This is a genomic window from Crossiella sp. NPDC003009, assembly GCF_053591555.1.
Genome location: NZ_JBSFUA010000002.1, coordinates 161,979 through 178,785 on the forward strand (window position 1 = coordinate 161,979; position 16,807 = coordinate 178,785).

Consider the following 16,807-nt stretch of genomic DNA (forward strand, 5'->3'; position numbering starts at 1 on the left):
CTACTGGCCACCAACCCCGTTCCACACCGCGGTGGAGCCGCTGTGCCCGATCCGCACCACCTGCACCGTGCTCGCCACCCCGGCCACGGCGACCAGCACGGCGGCCACCACCGCCACCCGCCGCCAGGTCGCCGGGCCGCCGGAGGTCTCCTGGTCCGCCTTCCGGCCTGCCAGCAGGAAGGCGACCATGAGCACGCCGAAGGCCAGCGCGTACGGCAGCAGTTCCCCGCCGAGGTCCGCGTGCCGCTGGATCAACGGGTTGGCCACCCCCAGCGCACCCTGCAACTGCTCACCGCTCACCTGCGCGACCGGCACCGCGGCCACCCCGGCCACGGTCAGCGCGAGCACCGGCCAGCCGAAGCGCCGCCGCCAGACCGGGCGGAGCGCGATCAGCAGGGCGCACAGGGCGGCCAGCGGCAGCAGGACGACCACGGCGTGCACGATCAGCGGGTGCAGCGGCAGGCCGTCGACGGTCGGCAGGTTCATGGGCACCTCTCAGGGGAACTGTTTCCGCACGCGACAGGAGAACCTGCGTTGGGCAGCGGACCACATCAGCGTAGGAATCCAGCTGATCACGCGTTCGTTGATCACCCGCTTGGGTGGCAAGCCTGGCCTGGCAGCCGCAAGAGCCTCGCCCGGCTGGCCGCTCTGCACGGGCAAATCCGACGCCAACGGCGCGCAAGGCTGACCCATCCCGCCGCTGTCCGAACTGTCGCCACGTCTCCGGCGACAGTCGGCGATCCCGGTCCGCGTTCATGTGCGTTCGGTGCGGATACGCGGCCAGCGCGAACGTTGTCGGCGCGCTCAACATCGGCCGGCGGAGGAGTCACGTCCACTCCATACGACGGCCGTGCCAGGGCGGTTCAACTGGGTGACTAGGCTAGCCGCGTGGTGCGCATCGATGGCAGAAGCGACGAGGCCCTGCGGGATATCAAGATCACCAGGGGCTACCAGGACTGGCCCGCCGGCTCGGTGCTGGTGGAGTTCGGCAAGACCCGCGTGCTGTGCGCGGCCAGTGTGTCCGAGGGGGTGCCCCGGTGGCGCTCCGGCTCCGGGCTGGGCTGGGTGACCGCCGAGTACGCCATGCTGCCCTCGGCCACGCACAGCCGCAGCGACCGGGAGTCCATCAAGGGCCGGGTCGGCGGGCGCACGCACGAGATCAGCCGTCTGATCGGCCGGTCGCTGCGCACCTGCATCGACCTCTCCGCGCTCGGCGAGAACACCATCGTGATCGACTGCGATGTCATCCAGGCCGACGGCGGCACCCGCACCGCGGCGATCACCGGCGCCTACGTGGCGCTGGCCGACGCGGTCACCTGGCTCGGCGCGGCGGGCAAGCTCGCCGACCCCAAGCCGCTGTCCTGCCAGATCGCCGCGGTCAGCGTGGGCGTGGTGGACGGCCGGGTGCGGCTGGACCTGCCGTATGAGGAGGACTCGCGGGCCGAGGTGGACATGAACGTGGTGGCCACCGACGCGGGCACCCTGGTCGAGGTGCAGGGCACCGGCGAGGGCGCCACCTTCGCCCGCTCCACCCTGGACAAGATGCTCGACCTGGCCCTGGCCGGGGTGGCCGACCTGTGCCGCCTGCAGGCCGAGGCGCTCGCGCTGCCCTACCCCGGCACGCTGCCCGAGGGCAAGAAGGCATGAGGGTCCTGCTGGCCAGCCGCAACGCCAAGAAGCTGGGCGAGCTGCGGCGGATCGTGGCCGCCGAGCGGCTCGACGGCATCGAGGTCCTCGGCCTTGACGAGGTCCCCGAGTTCCCGGAGGCCCCCGAGACCGGGGCCACCTTCGAGGAGAACGCCATCGCCAAGGCCGTGGACGCGGCCGCCGCGACCGGCCTGCCCTCGATCGCCGACGACTCGGGCATCGCGGTGGACGCGCTCAACGGCATGCCCGGCGTGCTCTCCGCCCGCTGGTCCGGCAAGCACGGCGACGACCTCGGCAACCTGGAGCTGCTGCTCGGCCAGCTCGGCGACGTGCCGGACGAGCGCCGCGGCGCCGCGTTCGTGGCCGTGGTCGCGCTCGCCGTGCCCGGCGCGGAGCCGGTGGTGGTGCGCGGGGAATGGCGCGGCACGCTGCTGCGCGCGATGCGCGGCGCCAACGGCTTCGGCTACGACCCGATCTTCGTGCCCGAGGGCGAGACCAGGACCTCGGCGGAGATGACGCCTGCGGAGAAGGACGCGGACTCGCACCGCGGCCGCGCCCTTCGCCTGCTGCTGCCGCACCTGCGCGCGCTGGCTGAGCAGCGTTCCTAGAACAGACCAGCCAGCTCGCCCGCACCCGTGGTGAGTGACTTGGCGGCGCGGGCGTAGCTGGTGCCGGGGGAGTGCGTGCTCAGCAGCACCACCACCCTGGTGCCCTCGGCCAGCACCCCGCTGGTGTGCAGGTCGGTGCCTGCGCGGCCGGTCGCCCAGCCCTGTTTGATCGCCCACTGCACCTCGGGCAGCCCGTACGGGATGCCGAAGTGCTGGTCGAACCGGTCCGCGGCGATCTTCGGCGCGGCGGCCAGCGCGCCCATGATCAGCTCGCGGTGCGCCTTGGGCAGCTCGGTCAGGATGTGCCGGTACATCTTGGCCACATCGCGCGCGCTGACCTTGGTGTCGCCCCAGTGCATCGGGTCCAGTGGCGGCAGGGTCCGGCTCAGGCCCATCCGCCTGGCCTGGCGCTGCACCATGGTGTTGCCGCCCAGCCGCACCCACAGCTCGCTGGCGATGCCGTCGTGGCTGGACGAGAGCATGGTGCGCAGGTCGGCGCCGGTGGACGTGCCGGACTGCAGCGCGTCCACCGCGATCAGCAGCTTCACCAGCGAGGCCGAGCGGAACTGCCGATCCGGGTCCACGCTGGCCAGCTCCCGCCAGCCGTCGGCCTCCAGCACCAGCAGGCCGACCCCGGTGGCGCTGCCGCCCGCGCGCACCGCCCGGTTCACCGCGTTGCCCAGCTCGGTGGCGGACACCTTGTCCTGCTTGGGTTTGGTCGGCGGACCCGGCTTCACCACCTCGGTCGGTTCCGGGCCGGGCGCGTCGCTGGGCGGCAGCACCACCGTGGTCATGTTCGCCTGGTTGGTTGCCTCCGGCGGCCCGGACGGACCGGCCTCACCGAGCAGATGGATCGACAGCAGACCGGCAGCGCACACCACGAACACGCTGGCCATCGCCCCCACGGAGTTCTTCACGACCCGTTTACGCGAAGCCCCGCAACGAAGTTGGCCTAGTGATCAGGCAACTTTCCCGGTGGGTTCGGCGTAGGCGCGGCCGGTCGGATCCGGTTGCACCGCAGGGGAAATCTTCAGTTCCCGTTCAGACGCCGAGGTCCCTGCGCAGCTTGGCCACGTGCCCGGTGGCGCGCACGTTGTACTGCGCGGTGGCGATCTTGCCGTCCGGGTCCACCACGAAGGTGGAGCGGATCACCCCGGTGACGGTCTTGCCGTACATCATCTTCTCGCCGAAGGCGCCCCAGGCGGTGAGCACCGCGCGCTCCGGGTCCGACAGCAGCGGGAAGGTCAGCTCCTGCTCGTCCCGGACCTTGGCCAGCTTGGCCGGCTTGTCAGGGGAGATGCCCAGCACGGTGTAACCCGCGCCGTTGAGCTCGGCCAGGCTGTCCCGGAAGTCGCAGGCCTGCTTGCTGCAGCCGGGGGTGCCCGCGGCCGGGTAGAAGTAGACGATCACGTGCTGCCCTCGGAAGTCCGCCAGCGAGACGGGCTTGCCGTCGGCGTCGGGCAGGGTGAACCCGGGCGCGGGGTCGCCGGGGGAAAGGCGTTCGGTCATGACCGCGACGCTAGAGGATCACCCCGACACCCCGCGCGCGGGCGGCCGGCACGGGGCTGGGGTCAGGTCTGGCCTGGGTGGCGGTGGACGTTGTCGGCGCGGGACGGGCCGGGGGTGGCTTCGGCGATCCAGGCGCCAGGCAGGGACGGGTCGAGGATGCCCTCCTCCACCCAGGTGTGCTCGCCTGCCATCACCTGGCGGGCCAGGCGGGAGTCGGTGTCGTCGGTGTTGGTCCACAGCCGGGTGAACAGCTCCTCCACCCGCACCCTGGCCTGGCGGCAGAAGGCCTCCGCCAGGTCGCGGGCGGCCGGCGTGTCCAGCCACTGGGCGCGCACGCAGGTGGCGCTGATGGCGAACAGCTCCGCGCCGATGTCCACGATCCGGCCGAGGAACGCCTGCTTGCGCTCCATCTTGCCCTGCCAGCGGGACATCGCGTAGAAGGTCTGCCTGGCCAGCTTGCGGCTGGCCCGCTCCACGAACCGCAGGTGCCCGGCCAACGGCCCGAACTCGGTGAAGCTGCTGGGCAGCTGGCCCTTGCCGACGGCCAGCGTGGGCAGCCACTTCGCGTAGAACGCCCCGGCCCGCGCGGCCGCTTTGACCTTGCGGCCGGTGTCGGCCTCCGGGTCGATGATGTCGCCTGCCACCGACAGGTGCGCGTCCACCGCCTCGCGCGCGATCAGCAGGTGCATGATCTCGGTGGAGCCCTCGAAGATCCGGTTGATCCGCAGGTCGCGCAGGATCTGCTCGGCCGGGATGCCGCGCTCGCCGCGGGCGGCCAGCGACTCGGCGGTCTCATAACCCCGGCCGCCGCGGATCTGCACCAGCTCGTCGGCGACCAGCCAGGCCATCTCCGAGCCGTAGAGCTTGGCCAGCGCGGCCTCGATCCGGATGTCGTTGCGCTCCTCGTCGGCCATCTCGCTGGACAGGTCCAGCACCGCCTCCAGCGCGAACGCGGTGGCCGCGATGAAGGCGATCTTGCTGGAGACCGCCTCGTGCTCGCCGACCGGACGGCCCCACTGCACCCGCTCCGCCGACCACTCGCGGGCGATCTTCAGGCACCACTTGGCCGCGCCGGCGCACATCGCGGGCAGCGAGAGCCTGCCGGTGTTCAGCGTGGTCAACGCGATCTTGAGGCCCTGCCCCTCCTCGCCGATCCGGTTCTCCGCGGGCACCTTGACCTGGTGGAACCGGGTCACGCCGTTCTCCAGCCCGCGCAGGCCCATGAACGCGTTGCGGTTCTCCACCGTGACGCCCTCGGCGTTGCCCTCCACCACGAACGCGGTGATCCCGCCGCGGTGGCCCTCGGAGCGGGGCACCCTGGCCATCACCACCAGCAGGTCGGCCACCACGCCGTTGGTGGTCCACAGCTTCACGCCGTCGAGCAGGTAGTGCCCGTCCTCGGTGGGCACCGCGGTGGTGCCCAGCCGGGCCGGGTCGCTGCCCACGTCCGGCTCGGTGAGCAGGAAGGCGCTGATGTCGGTGCTGGCGCAGCGCGGCAGGTACTTCTGCTTCTGCTCCGGCGTGCCGAACTGCTTGAGCGGCTGCGGCACCCCGATGGACTGGTGCGCGGAGAGCAGCGCGCCGATGGCCGGGCTGACCGACCCGACCAGCATCAGCGCCTTGTTGTAGTACACCTGGGACAGCCCGAGGCCGCCGTACTCCGGGTCGATCTTCATGCCCAGCGCGCCGATGCGGCGCAGGCCGTCGAAGACCTCGTCCGGGATCTTGGCCTCGCGCTCGATCCGCGCGCCGTCGATCTTGTTCTCGCAGAACTCCCGCAGCCGGGCGAGGAACTCCTCGCCGCGGCGCCGGGTCACCTCGTCACCCCGCGGATGCGGATGGATCAGTTCCAGGCGTAGCCGCCCGAGGAACAGCTCCTTGCCGAAGCTGGGCTTGCGCCACTGCGTCTCGCGCGCCTGCTCCGCTACCTGACGGGCCTCGCGCTCGGTCGTGCGGGCTGGATCCACTGCGGTCATCGCTGACCCCCTGCCGTCGGATTACCCGACGGTACTACCGACGGGTAATGCGCGCAGGTCGCCGCTCGGGTGACCCGTCAGTTCGGCGGCAGGGGTTCGGCGTTGCGTTCGACCAGCCGGCGGTCAAGCACGTCCAGCTCGGAGTGCTGGGCCTTGAGGATGTTCTCCGCCAGGTTGCGCACCACCGCGAGCCTGGCGTTCTTGCGGCCGTAGTTGGCCATCTCCGCGCCGCCGATGTGGTGCCGCCGCATGAGCTGGAGGAAGTACACCTCGAACTCCACGCCCCTGAGCTTGCGCAGCTTGGACATCTCCTCCTGGTTGGCCATGCCCGGCATCGTGTAGGTGCCGACGGACTGGCCGGGTTGCACCGGCGCGTGCCCGTGCCCGGGAGGGGCGTCCTTCATCCACTCCATGTACTTGCCGGTCGGCGACTGCTCAGGATGCCCCCACAGCGCCAGCCAGCCCTTCATCCGGCCGACCTGCTCCAGCTGGGTGCTCTGGATGTCGAAGGCCAGCTCCCGGATCAGCCGGTCCTCGCTGCGGTCGGGCACCATCGCGGCCATCTCCACCGCCTGCAGGTGGTGCACGGACATGTCCTGGGCGAAGCCGGTGTCCGGCCCGTCCAGCGGCGGCGTGGAGCTGTCCGCGGACGGCTTGGGCAGGTTGATCAGCAGACCGCCCGCCGCGCCGAGCATCAGGATCGCCAGCACCGCGGCGGTGGCCACCAGGATCCGCATCGCGCGGGACGGAGCCCGGCCGGAGACCTGCTCGGTCTCCGCCGGGTCCGTCTCGTCCACGATCCGGGGGTCCGACTCAGCCACCGGGCGGCGGGTTCTGGCTGCTCGGCGGGTTCTGGCCGCCGGGCTGACCGGGCTGCCCACCGGGCTGGCCGCCGGTCTGCTCGTCAGGGGCCTTGGTGCCACCGTCCATCGGCACCGCGTCCGGGCCCGGCTTCTCCGCCACGAACGGCGGCGCGTTGTCCGGGTCGAAGGCGTTGGTGGCGCAGGTCGCGCCGATCTCCGGGTAGATGTACTGGTTGCGGCGCACCGCGGAGATGAACTGGTCGATCCGCTGGTCGTCGGCGCTGTCCAGCTTCAGCTGACGGCCCCAGCCCTGCAGCGAGATCGGCTTGTCCAGGCCGGGGTACGGGGACATCATGGTGAACTGCTGGCCCTGCGCGCGCTGCTTCAGCTTGTCCAGGTCGCCGCCCTTGACCTGGTCGGGGTTGTAGGCGATCCAGACCGCGCCGTGCTCCATGGAGTGCACCATGTTCTCGTTGCGCACCGGGTTCGGGTACACCACGCCGGTGCAGGTCGCCCACACCTCGTCGTGCGGCCCGCCGATGGGCGGGTAGTGGTCGTAGGCCACCCGCTGCGTGGCAGGCACGTGCTTGCCCGCCTCGTACTTCTGCTTGAGCACGCCCTGGATCTTCTCCGTGGGGTCCTGGTTGGACTCCGAGGGCGTGTACTCGGCCAGCGCGGCCTGCTTCGCCGCCTGGTCGGCGTTCTGCACGTAGGCGTAGCCGAACACACCGCCCGCGAAGACCAGCACCGCGAGCACGGCGGCGATCGTGCCCCAAGGCTTGGGCTTCTTCATCGCGATCGGCACGCGCGGGGCGCTCGCCCGCGCGTTCTTGCTGCTCTTACCGCTGACCATGTCTGCCCGGCCCCTGTCTCACGCCGTACGGGTTACCGCGCGTCAGTGTAAGGATCGGCTGTCAGGTGCGAGTCAGCTCTTTGGGGGAAGCTTCCGGCGCAAGGCTGGCTACCCAGCATTACTTCCGAAACCTCATACAGTTGGATACAAGGTCGAACGGGTATCGAGGCCGCCATAGACTACGAGCCGTGACTCCTGCTGCCTTGGCTGACCTGGTCCGTTCCGTCGCCCACGACGTGCTCACCGCGCGCGGGCTGGACACCGCGGTGCTGCCCGCGGCGGTCACGGTGGAGCGACCCAGAAACCCCGAGCACGGCGACTACGCCACCAACCTCGCGCTGCAGATCGGCAAGAAGCTCGGCGTGGTCCCGCGCGAGCTGGCCGAGGAGCTGGCCAAGGCGCTGGCCACCCAGGACGGCATCACCGCCGCCGAGATCGCCGGCCCCGGCTTCGTGAACCTGCGACTGGCCGCGGACGCGCAGGGCCAGCTGGTCAAGGACGTGCTGACCGCGGGCGAGGCATTCGGCCGCGGCTCCGCGCTGACCGGGCAGAAGATTAACCTGGAGTTCGTCTCGGCCAACCCGACCGGCCCGATGCACCTGGGCCACGCTCGCTGGGCCGCGGTCGGCGACGCGCTCGGCCGGGTGCTCGCGGCCGGTGGCGGCGAGATCACCCGCGAGTTCTACATCAACGACGCCGGCGCCCAGATCGGCAGGCTGACCAAGTCCCTGGTCGCGGTGGCCAAGGGCGAGCCGGTGCCCGAGGACGGCTATGCGGGCGACTGGATCACCGATGTGGCCACGAAGATCGTCAAGCAGGAGCCGGACGTGCTCTCGCTGGCCGAGGACGAGCGGGACGCCAGGTTCCGCGACCTCGGCATCGAGCTGATGCTCGGGTTGATCAAGCAGACCCTGCACGAGTTCCGCACCGAGTTCGACGTCTACTTCAGCGAGAAGTCGCTGCACAGCTCCGGCGAGGTGCAGACCGCGCTGGAGGTGCTCAAGAAGTCGGGCCACCTGTACAAGGAGGCAGGGGCCTGGTGGCTGCGCTCCACCGACTACGGCGACGACAAGGACCGCGTCGTCATGAAGGGCAACGGCGAGGCCGCCTACATCGCCGCGGACATCGCCTACTTCCGGAACAAGCGCACCCGCGGCTTCGACCGGCTGATCTACATGCTCGGCGCGGACCACCACGGTTACATCGGCAGGCTGCGCGCCGCCGCGGCCGCCTTCGGCGACGACCCGAACTGCGTCGAGGTGCTCATCGGCCAGATCGTGCACCTGGTCAAGGACGGCGTGCCGGTCCGGATGAGCAAGCGCGCGGGCAACGTGATCACGCTCAACGACCTGGTCGAGGCCATCGGCGTGGACTCGGCCCGGTACGCGCTGATCCGCTCCTCGGTGGACTCCACCCTGGAGATCGACCTGGACCTGTGGACCAAGACCACCAACGAGAACCCGGTGTTCTACGTCCAGTACGCGCACGCCCGGCTCTCCTCGCTCGCCCGCAACGCCGCTGACCTGGGCATCACCGTGCCCGCCGCGGCCGAGATCACCTCCGAGCTGCTCGGGCTGCTCGCGCACGAGAAGGAAGGCAAGCTGATCCGCACCATCGGCGACTTCCCGAAGGTGCTCGCCTCCGCCGCCGAGCTGCGCGAACCGCACCGGGTGGCCCGCTACCTGGAGGAGCTGGCCAGCTCCTACCACAAGTTCTACGACAACTGCCGGGTGCTGCCGCAGGGTGACGAGGAGCCGACCGCGCTGACCACCGCGCGCCTGTTGCTCTGCGCGGCCACCCGCCAGGTACTGGCCAACGGGCTGGGCCTGCTGGGCGTGAGCGCGCCCGAGCGGATGTGACCAGGGTCTATGCCGCCGGACGGCCGCGCGGGCGGTGTGTGAGGATTAACGACCGTGAGGGCACACCCCGCCGGTCCTCGGCACGCTGACGTCATTGTTCCCGCGACGGCCGGACCCCGGCCGTCCACCGCCGCCGCGCTCGGCGAGCTGCCCGAGTCCGTGTGGCCGAGGAACGCCAGACGCGGGCCGGACGGCGCCGTGCGGGTGGCCGGGGCCGACCTGCGCGAGCTGGCCGAGACCTACGGCACGCCGCTGTTCGTGATGGACGAGGCGGACTTCCGCGCGCGCTGCGCCGAGCACGCCGAGGCCTTCGGCGACCCGACGCTGGTGCACTACGCGTCCAAGGCCTTCCTCTCCGTGGAGATCGCCCGCTGGGTGGCCCAGGAGGGGCTGAGCCTGGACATCTGCAGCGGCGGCGAGCTGGCCGTGGCCCAGCGCGCGGACTTCCCCAGCGAGCGGATCACCTTCCACGGCAACAACAAGTCCGTCGCTGAACTGCGCGCCGCGGTGCAGGGCCGGGTGGGCACCGTGGTGGTGGACTCCTTCCACGAGATCGCCCGGCTGGACCAGGTCGCCCGGGAGGCCGGGATCGTCCAGTCCGTGCTGATCCGGGTCACCGTCGGTGTCGAGGCGCACACGCACGAGTTCATCGCCACCGCGCACGAGGACCAGAAGTTCGGCTTCTCGCTGGCCTCCGGGGACGCCGCCGAGGCGGTCCGCCGGGTGCTGGCCGCCGATGGCCTGCGCCTGGTCGGCCTGCACAGCCACATCGGCTCGCAGATCTTCGAGGCGGACGGCTTCGAGATCGCCGCGCACCGGGTGATCGGGCTGCTGGCCGAGCTGCACAAGGAGCACGGCGCGGACGCGCTGGCCGCACTGTCCACTGTGGACCTGGGTGGCGGCCTCGGCATCGCCTACACCGCCGAGGACGACCCGCCGCCGCCGTCGAAGCTGGCCGACCAGCTGCGCGCGATCGTGGCGCGGGAGTGCGAGCTGGCCGGGCTGCCCACGCCCAAGGTCGCGGTGGAGCCGGGCCGGGCCATCGTCGGGCCGGGCACGGTGACCCTCTACGAGGTGGGCACCATCAAGGACGTCACGGTGACCGGCGGGTCCGTCCGCCGCTACGTCAGCGTGGACGGCGGCATGAGCGACAACATCCGCACCGCGCTCTACGACGCGGTCTACGACTGCCGCCTGGTCTCCCGCGAGGTCGAGTCGGAGGCGGTGCTGTCCCGGCTGGTGGGAAAGCACTGCGAGTCCGGTGACGTGGTGGTGCGAGACTGCTGGCTGCCCGAGGACATCGCCCCGGGCGACCTGGTCGCGGTGGCCGCGACCGGGGCCTACTGCTACGTGATGGCCAGCAGCTACAACCGGCTGCCCCGGCCGGCCGTGGTCGCCGTGCGCGACGGCGAGCACCGGCTGGTGCTGCGCCGCGAGACCGAGGACGACCTGCTGCGCCTGGAGGTGCTGTGACCAACGGCGGAGAGCCGATCAAAGTCGCGCTGCTCGGATGCGGGACCGTCGGCACCGAGGTGGTGCGGCTGCTCCGCGAGCAGGCCGAGGACCTCGCCGCGCGCATCGGCGCCCCGGTCGAGCTGACCGGCATCGCGGTCCGCCGCCCGCACAAGCACACCGACGTGCCTGCCGAGCTGCTGACCACCGACGCCGCCGCCCTGGTCAACGGGGACGCCGACGTGATCGTCGAGGTCATCGGCGGCATCGACCCGGTGCGCGGGCTGCTCGGCACGGCGCTGACCAACGGCAAGTCGGTGGTCACCGCGAACAAGGCGCTGCTGGCCGAGCACGGCGCGGAGCTCTACGCCGCCGCGGACGCCTCCGGCGCCGACCTGTACTTCGAGGCCGCGGTGGCCGGGGCCATCCCGCTGCTGCGCCCGCTGCGCGAGTCGCTGGCCGGTGACCAGATCACCAGGGTGATGGGCATCGTCAACGGCACCACCAACTACATCCTCTCCGCGATGGACGCCACCGGCGCGGGCTACGGCGAGACGCTGGAGGAGGCCTCCCGGCTGGGCTACGCCGAGGCCGACCCGACCGCGGACGTGGACGGCTTCGACGCCGCGGCCAAGGCCGCGATCCTGGCCTCGCTGTCCTTCCACACCAGGGTCACCGCCTCCGACGTCTACCGCGAGGGCATCGCCTCGGTCACCGCCTCCGACATCGCCGCGGCCAGGCTGCTCGGCCGCACGGTCAAGCTGCTGGCCATCTGCGAGCGGGTGGTCGGCGAGGACGGCGCGGAGAGCGTCTCGGTGCGCGTGCACCCGGCGATGATCCCGCGCACCCACCAGCTGGCCAGCGTGAACGGCGCGTTCAACGCGGTGTACGTGGAGGCCGCGGCGGCCGGTCAGCTGATGTTCTACGGCCCTGGCGCCGGTGGCGCGCCCACCGCCAGCGCGGTGCTCGGCGACCTGGTCGCGGTGGCCCGCAACAAGGTGCTCGGCGGCCGGGGCCCGCGTGAGTCGGCCTACGCCCAGCTGCCGGTGCGGCCGATGGGCGAGACGCTCACCGCGTACCACATCAGCCTGGAGGTCGAGGACCAGCCGGGCGTGCTGACCCAGGTGGCCGCGATGTTCGCCGAGCACGGCGTGAGCATCGCCGCGGTCCGCCAGGAGGGCCGCGAGGGCTCGGCCAACCTGGTCGTGGTCACGCACATGGCGCCGGACGAGGCGCTGCGCTCCACCGTGGAGAAGATCGCCGGGCTGCCCATCGTCCGTGAGGTGGCCGCCGTGATGCGGGTGGAGGGTGAGCAACTGTGACCACGCTTGCTGCTGACGCGTCGACGCGTCCGGGCTGGCCCGGGATCATCAACGCCTACCGGGACCGGATCGCGGTGCCGAAGGGCGCGGAGATCATCACCCTGCACGAGGGCGGCACCCCGCTGCTGCCCGCGGCGCACCTGTCCGAGCTGACCGGCTGCCAGGTTTTCCTCAAGATCGAGGGCGTCAACCCGACCGGCTCGTTCAAGGACCGCGGCATGACCGTGGCCATGACCTACGCCAAGGCTGAGGGCAGCAAGGCGGTCATCTGCGCCTCCACCGGCAACACCTCGGCCTCGGCCGCCGCCTACGCCGCCCGCGCCGGGCTGACCAGCGCGGTGCTGGTGCCGCGCGGCAAGATCGCGCTGGGCAAGCTGGCCCAGGCGGTGGCCTACGGCGCGCGCATCCTGCAGGTCGACGGCAACTTCGACGACTGCCTGGAGCTGGCCCGCAAGACCGCTTCCGCGCACCCGGTCTACCTGGTCAACTCGGTGAACCTGGTGCGCATCGAGGGCCAGAAGTCGGCCGCGTTCGAGGTCTGTGACGTGCTCGGCCGGGCCCCGGACATCCACTGCCTGCCGGTGGGCAACGCGGGCAACATCACCGGCTACTGGCAGGGCTACCGCGAGTACGCCGCGGACGGCGTGGTGGCCGCGACCCCGCGCATGTTCGGCTTCCAGGCCGAGGGCGCGGCCCCGCTGGTGCTGGGTCACCCGGTGGCCAACCCGGAGACCATCGCCACCGCCATCCGGATCGGCAGCCCGGCCTCCTGGACCGGCGCGGTCGAGGCCAGGGACGAGTCCGACGGCCTGTTCCACGCGCTCTCCGACGAGCACATCCTGGCCGCCTACAAGCTGCTGGCCGCCCGCGAGGGCGTGTTCGTGGAACCGGCCTCCGCCGCCAGCGTGGCCGGCCTGCTGGCCACCGCCGAGGACGGCAGGCTGCCCAAGGGCTCGCTGGTGGTGTGCACGGTCACCGGCCACGGCCTCAAGGACCCGGACACCGCCCTGCTCGGCATGACCGAGGTCGAGCCGCTGGCGGTGGACCCCGGCGCGGTGGCCGCCGCGCTCGAGCTCGGCTGAGCCGGAGGTCCCCGCGATGGCTCTCCGCCGCTGGGCGCTGCTGGCGGTGCTGGGGACCGGCCTGACCGCGGCCTGCACCGCCGCGCAGCCGGGGCCGGAGACCAGCACGGTGGTCAAGGAGTGGACCAGGGTCGGCAGCCCCAAGTCGGTGGACAAGGACTTCCGGGTCACCCCGTGCGAGACGCTGACCGAGGCTGAGCGCCGTGACCTCGGCCTGCCCTCGCCGCCGACCGCGAGCGCGCAGGCGGACCCGGCCGGCTGCACCTGGCGGGACCAGGACAGCGGCACCGCGGTCCTGGTCGAGCTGGACCCGCTGTCCCTGGCCCAGCGCTACGACCGGGAGCCCGGCTCGGCAGGCGTGTCCGTGGTCAAGGTCGCCGGTTACCCGGCGGTGCGCGCCCAGGAAGGCGGCGACGGGCGCGGCTGCGAGTTCCGGATCGGGGTGTCGGCCACCGAGGCGCTGCACGTGGCCTTCAGCGCGCCGAAGGCCGTCCCGGACGCCTGCGGGAGTGCCCAGCGGGTGGCCGAGGCAGTCATCGGGAAGCTGCCCGCGGGCAGCTGAACCTCCGTATGCTCGCTGCCGTGACGGTACGACGTTGGTTGCTCGGGTCCGTGCTGGTGTCGGCCGCGGTGCTGGTCACCGCCTGTGGGGGCGAGGCGCCCGCGCCGACGCAGCCCCCGGCCCCCACCTCCTCGGCCCCGGCCGCCGGGGACTGGACGAAGGTCACCACCCAGCCCAAGACGGTGGAGGGCGCCTTCCGCACCGCGCCCTGCGAGATCCTGCCCGCGGCCCAGCTCAGCGGCCTCGGCCTGCCGGACAAGCCCAAGCCGGCGGCGGCCAGCTGCGCCTGGAGCAACTATTCCAACAGCCGCGCCGAGGTGCGGGTCGAGCTCTACCGGGACACCCTGCTGAAGAAGTTCGGCGCGGAGGCCCCCAAGGCGGGGTCCGGCCTGGAGGTCGGCAAGGTCGCCGGCTACCCGTCCGTGCGCTCCCTGGACGGCGCCGACCAGCGTGGTTGCATGGTCTTCACGGCGATCTCGGACACCGAGACGCTGCGGTCCTACTTCACCTCGTACAAGACCATGCCCGCGGTCACCCAGGACGCCTGCGGGTTCGCCGAGAAGGTGCTCAGCGCGGTGATCGAGAAGCTCCCGGCCAAGACTTGATCCGCCATATTTGCGAATGTCATGTGAGCTGGCTCACCTGTGGACAAAGCGGGGAACCGCCGTCATGGGTTGTGACATCCTAGGTCCCGTCTGGGAGGACGTTGCTGGAGGGAACCCATGGCGGATCGAGTGATGATCAAGCCGGCCGAGGTGCCGGGGCTGATCGCGAAGCTGGAAGCCGAGCTGGAAGAGGCCAAGGATCTGCGGGAGTACACCGCCGCGATCGGTATCCAGGAGGCGCCCGCCAACGACCCCGCGAGCATCGAGCTGGCCAAGCGTCTCGACCTGCCTGCCACCGGCCCCACCGGGCTCGTGGCCGCCGCCGACAAGTTGATCGCCTCCATTCAGGCGATGATCACCAACTTGAAGAGCGGCCTCGCGGACTACGAGCGTCAGGAGCAGGCGAACCGCTCCTCCATGAAGCGGGCCTGAGCCGCACGGGCACAACTGGGGTGAGGACATGACCAACTGGGACGCGTACAGCCACGAGCAGATCCACAAGATGATCAACGAGGGCCGCGGGCACTATGCCCTGAGCAGTCGTGATCTGCTCTGGGAGAAGCAGGCCGAGCGGCTGGGCCGGATCGGCGAGAACGTGAAGAAGGCCTTCGAGGGCGCCACCGGCGTCATGCAGGGCAAGTCCTTCGACCAGATGCAGGAGCGGGTCTCGCCCGCGCACCAGTGGGCCACCGAGGCTTCCAGCATGGCCGACCTGATGCGGACCACCTCGTCGACCAGCACGAACACCTTCGTCGACACGCAGAAGAAGATCGAGCCTGCCAAGCAGGTCACCTCCAGTGACAACTTCATCTCCCGCGGCTGGGCCTCGCTCACCGGCGGGATGACCGACAAGCAGCAGGAACAGCAGGACAAGGACAACGCCGAGCGCAAGGCCCGCGAGACCATGCGCGGCTACGAGACCACGGTGCTCTCCTCCACCTCGAACCTGCCTGTCTTCGTCGCGCCCGACCCGATCGACGTCGGTGTTGGCGCCTCCGGCGGCGGCAAGACCGAGGTCGGCAACCCGGTCGCCACCCCGACCCGGCGCGGCGGCAACCAGGACAACTCCGATCCGACCCGGCGCGGTGTGGTCGGCGACCGGGACGGCGACGGCATCCCCGACGACCGGGACCCGGTTGACGACCGCCGCAACGACGACCGGGACAACAACCGCCCCGGCGACAAGGACGGCGACGGCATCCCCGACGACCGGGACCCGATCGACAACAGCCGCAACGACGACTGGAACCGGAACCTGCCCAACGACCAGGTCGACCCGAACCGGGTCATCCCGTCCCCGGTGGTCAACCAGCCGCTGCCGATGAACAACCCGGTGCCGACTCCCGGCCCCGGTGGCGGTTCGAGCTTCGGCCCGGTCCCGGTCGGCGGCATGCCCGGCGGCTTCGGCCCCGGCAGTGGCTCCGCCAGCGGCTCGGCCGGCATGCGCCCCGGCTTCGGCCCCGGCGGCATGGGCGGCATCGGCTCGGGTGGCCCCGGCGGTCCCGGCAGCGGCTTCGGTCCCGGCGGCCGTGGTGGCGCGCCCGGCATGGGCGGCGGTCCCATGGGCGGTGGCGCGCGGGCCAACGGCGAGGAGGACAAGGAGCACAAGCGTCCTGACTACCTCATCGAGACCGACGACATCTTCGGCGAGGGCACGCTGGTCGCGCCGCCGGTGATCGGTGAGCGTCCGGGCCTGTGACCGTTTCACTCGACCTCGAACTGAACGCACTGGAGTTCGAGGTCCTCTGGGAGCACCTGCGACTGGGCGACAAGCCCACCGAGCTGAACACGCTGTCCCACGGCGTCACCGACGAGGAACGCGCGCACTTCCGCCGCCTCGCCTGGTCGTCCCTGGAACAGCGCGGCCGCGCCGAGGACGGCCGGTTGGACGTGGAGCTGGAGGACCTGCTGGTCCTGCTGGCCCGCCCCAACCGGTCCATCGACATCCGGTTCTCCTGGCGGGTGGGCGAGCAGATCCTGCCCGAGGTCAAGGCGCTCTGCTCGGCCGTCGGCGACACCGGCGTGCTGGCCGTGCACGACGGCGACCGGTACCGCTTCGGCTGGGTCCGCAGCACCGGCCTGGCCCCCGCGGCCGCCGGCCTGCTGCCCCAGCCCCCACCGGGCCGCGTCGGCTCGGTCACCGTCGCCGCCGACGTGCTGGAGTCCGCGGTCAGCCAGGCCGCCGACCAGGGCAAGGCCTTCGTCCAGATCCTCACCAGCCGCGGCGTCCGCCCGGAAGACGCCCAGCTCCTGTGGGAGATAGGCGACGCCGACCGCACCCTGTACGCCCAGTTCGGCGCCACCGCCCGCGACCAGTACGGCCGCAGCCTGCGCGCGAGCAGCGTGCTCAACGTCTTCGACATCCAGGCAGGCCGCATCGGCAGCCGGGAACGCAACGGCTGGATCAACTTCTTCGGCGTGGACAACCGCAAGGTCGCCGAACAACTCGACAGCCTGCTGGCCGAGGTCGTGGACCGCTGATCCCCTAGCCTGGGGTCCGGACCGAGCTGGGGGAGGCGTCGGTCCGGA

General features: G+C 71.4%; 18 protein-coding genes. 12 read left to right on the plus strand and 6 right to left on the minus strand.

Annotation, left to right across the window (positions count from 1 at the left end):
• A complete protein-coding gene (locus tag ACWDY5_RS02720) occupies window positions 1-486 on the minus strand; it encodes a DUF2231 domain-containing protein (RefSeq protein WP_449720639.1) in 486 nt (161 codons plus the stop codon).
• Between the two features lie 113 nt (window positions 487-599).
• Here ACWDY5_RS02720 and ACWDY5_RS02725 point away from each other — a divergent pair, with 113 nt between their 5' ends.
• Genes ACWDY5_RS02725 through rdgB form a run of 3 tightly spaced genes read left to right on the plus strand, consistent with a single transcriptional unit; the run spans window position 600 to window position 2,255 of the window.
• Window positions 600-875: a zinc ribbon domain-containing protein gene (locus ACWDY5_RS02725; protein WP_449720640.1), complete on the plus strand. Its 276-nt coding sequence runs from the start codon at window positions 600-602 to the stop codon at window positions 873-875.
• A gap of 13 nt (window positions 876-888) precedes the next feature.
• Complete coding sequence (gene rph, locus ACWDY5_RS02730) at window positions 889-1,647, plus strand: ribonuclease PH (RefSeq protein WP_283661294.1); 759 nt, start codon at window positions 889-891, stop codon at window positions 1,645-1,647.
• The gene (gene rdgB, locus ACWDY5_RS02735; RefSeq protein WP_449720641.1) at window positions 1,644-2,255 is read left to right on the plus strand and encodes an RdgB/HAM1 family non-canonical purine NTP pyrophosphatase; all 612 of its coding nucleotides are present in this window, start codon (window positions 1,644-1,646) and stop codon (window positions 2,253-2,255) included. Before rph ends, rdgB begins: the two co-directional genes overlap by 4 nt.
• Here the strand turns inward: rdgB and ACWDY5_RS02740 are convergent.
• From ACWDY5_RS02740 to ACWDY5_RS02760, 5 genes are all read right to left on the minus strand, one after another.
• Window positions 2,252-3,172: a serine hydrolase gene (locus ACWDY5_RS02740; protein ID WP_449720642.1), complete on the minus strand. Its 921-nt coding sequence runs from the start codon at window positions 3,170-3,172 to the stop codon at window positions 2,252-2,254. The two genes, rdgB and ACWDY5_RS02740, sit on opposite strands and share 4 nt — an antisense overlap.
• Before the next feature lie 124 nt (window positions 3,173-3,296).
• Window positions 3,297-3,764, minus strand: a complete 468-nt coding sequence (gene bcp, locus ACWDY5_RS02745) for a thioredoxin-dependent thiol peroxidase (protein ID WP_449720643.1) — start codon at window positions 3,762-3,764, stop codon at window positions 3,297-3,299.
• A 62-nt stretch (window positions 3,765-3,826) separates the two neighbouring features.
• Window positions 3,827-5,740, minus strand: coding sequence for an acyl-CoA dehydrogenase family protein (locus ACWDY5_RS02750; protein WP_449720644.1), 1,914 nt, complete (start codon window positions 5,738-5,740; stop codon window positions 3,827-3,829).
• Between the two features lie 77 nt (window positions 5,741-5,817).
• Window positions 5,818-6,561 (minus strand): DUF305 domain-containing protein, encoded by a 744-nt coding sequence (locus ACWDY5_RS02755; RefSeq protein ID WP_449720645.1) that lies wholly within the window; start codon window positions 6,559-6,561, stop codon window positions 5,818-5,820.
• The gene (locus tag ACWDY5_RS02760) at window positions 6,554-7,396 is read right to left on the minus strand and encodes a DUF3105 domain-containing protein (protein WP_449720646.1); all 843 of its coding nucleotides are present in this window, start codon (window positions 7,394-7,396) and stop codon (window positions 6,554-6,556) included. Before ACWDY5_RS02760 ends, ACWDY5_RS02755 begins: the two co-directional genes overlap by 8 nt.
• 188 nt (window positions 7,397-7,584) lie before the next feature.
• Between ACWDY5_RS02760 and argS the strand changes: the two genes are divergently transcribed.
• From argS to ACWDY5_RS02805, 9 genes are all read left to right on the plus strand, one after another.
• Window positions 7,585-9,255 carry an arginine--tRNA ligase gene (gene argS / locus ACWDY5_RS02765; RefSeq protein WP_449720647.1) on the plus strand — a complete coding sequence of 557 codons (1,671 nt, stop codon included), beginning with the start codon at window positions 7,585-7,587 and terminating at the stop codon, window positions 9,253-9,255.
• Between the two features lie 54 nt (window positions 9,256-9,309).
• The gene (gene lysA, locus ACWDY5_RS02770; protein WP_449720648.1) at window positions 9,310-10,728 is read left to right on the plus strand and encodes a diaminopimelate decarboxylase; all 1,419 of its coding nucleotides are present in this window, start codon (window positions 9,310-9,312) and stop codon (window positions 10,726-10,728) included.
• Window positions 10,725-12,029 (plus strand): homoserine dehydrogenase, encoded by a 1,305-nt coding sequence (locus ACWDY5_RS02775; RefSeq protein ID WP_449720649.1) that lies wholly within the window; start codon window positions 10,725-10,727, stop codon window positions 12,027-12,029. Before lysA ends, ACWDY5_RS02775 begins: the two co-directional genes overlap by 4 nt.
• Window positions 12,026-13,111 carry a threonine synthase gene (thrC, locus tag ACWDY5_RS02780; protein ID WP_449720650.1) on the plus strand — a complete coding sequence of 362 codons (1,086 nt, stop codon included), beginning with the start codon at window positions 12,026-12,028 and terminating at the stop codon, window positions 13,109-13,111. The genes ACWDY5_RS02775 and thrC overlap by 4 nt, the downstream gene beginning before the upstream one ends.
• Before the next feature lie 16 nt (window positions 13,112-13,127).
• Window positions 13,128-13,673 (plus strand): DUF3558 domain-containing protein, encoded by a 546-nt coding sequence (locus ACWDY5_RS02785; RefSeq protein WP_449720651.1) that lies wholly within the window; start codon window positions 13,128-13,130, stop codon window positions 13,671-13,673.
• Between the two features lie 20 nt (window positions 13,674-13,693).
• A complete protein-coding gene (locus ACWDY5_RS02790; protein WP_449720652.1) occupies window positions 13,694-14,278 on the plus strand; it encodes a DUF3558 family protein in 585 nt (194 codons plus the stop codon).
• A 132-nt stretch (window positions 14,279-14,410) separates the two neighbouring features.
• Window positions 14,411-14,710, plus strand: coding sequence for a hypothetical protein (locus ACWDY5_RS02795; protein WP_449720653.1), 300 nt, complete (start codon window positions 14,411-14,413; stop codon window positions 14,708-14,710).
• 28 nt (window positions 14,711-14,738) lie between these two features.
• Window positions 14,739-15,977 (plus strand): hypothetical protein, encoded by a 1,239-nt coding sequence (locus ACWDY5_RS02800; RefSeq protein ID WP_449720654.1) that lies wholly within the window; start codon window positions 14,739-14,741, stop codon window positions 15,975-15,977.
• On the plus strand, window positions 15,974-16,759 hold the full coding sequence (locus ACWDY5_RS02805; RefSeq protein ID WP_252484107.1) for an ESX secretion-associated protein EspG: 786 nt from the start codon (window positions 15,974-15,976) through the stop codon (window positions 16,757-16,759). Before ACWDY5_RS02800 ends, ACWDY5_RS02805 begins: the two co-directional genes overlap by 4 nt.
• Window positions 16,760-16,807 lie beyond the last annotated feature (48 nt).

What these genes read in the sequence shown, in the direction of transcription:
- ACWDY5_RS02800 (WP_449720654.1), top strand. Translation starts at nt 14,739, where the DNA reads ATGACCAACTGGGACGCGTACAGCCACGAGCAGATCCACAAGATGATC.
- bcp (WP_449720643.1), bottom strand. Translation starts at nt 3,764, where the DNA reads ATGACCGAACGCCTTTCCCCCGGCGACCCCGCGCCCGGGTTCACCCTG.
- rdgB (WP_449720641.1), top strand. Translation starts at nt 1,644, where the DNA reads ATGAGGGTCCTGCTGGCCAGCCGCAACGCCAAGAAGCTGGGCGAGCTG.
- ACWDY5_RS02795 (WP_449720653.1), top strand. Translation starts at nt 14,411, where the DNA reads ATGATCAAGCCGGCCGAGGTGCCGGGGCTGATCGCGAAGCTGGAAGCC.
- ACWDY5_RS02785 (WP_449720651.1), top strand. Translation starts at nt 13,128, where the DNA reads ATGGCTCTCCGCCGCTGGGCGCTGCTGGCGGTGCTGGGGACCGGCCTG.
- ACWDY5_RS02720 (WP_449720639.1), bottom strand. Translation starts at nt 486, where the DNA reads ATGAACCTGCCGACCGTCGACGGCCTGCCGCTGCACCCGCTGATCGTG.
- ACWDY5_RS02760 (WP_449720646.1), bottom strand. Translation starts at nt 7,396, where the DNA reads ATGGTCAGCGGTAAGAGCAGCAAGAACGCGCGGGCGAGCGCCCCGCGC.
- ACWDY5_RS02750 (WP_449720644.1), bottom strand. Translation starts at nt 5,740, where the DNA reads ATGACCGCAGTGGATCCAGCCCGCACGACCGAGCGCGAGGCCCGTCAG.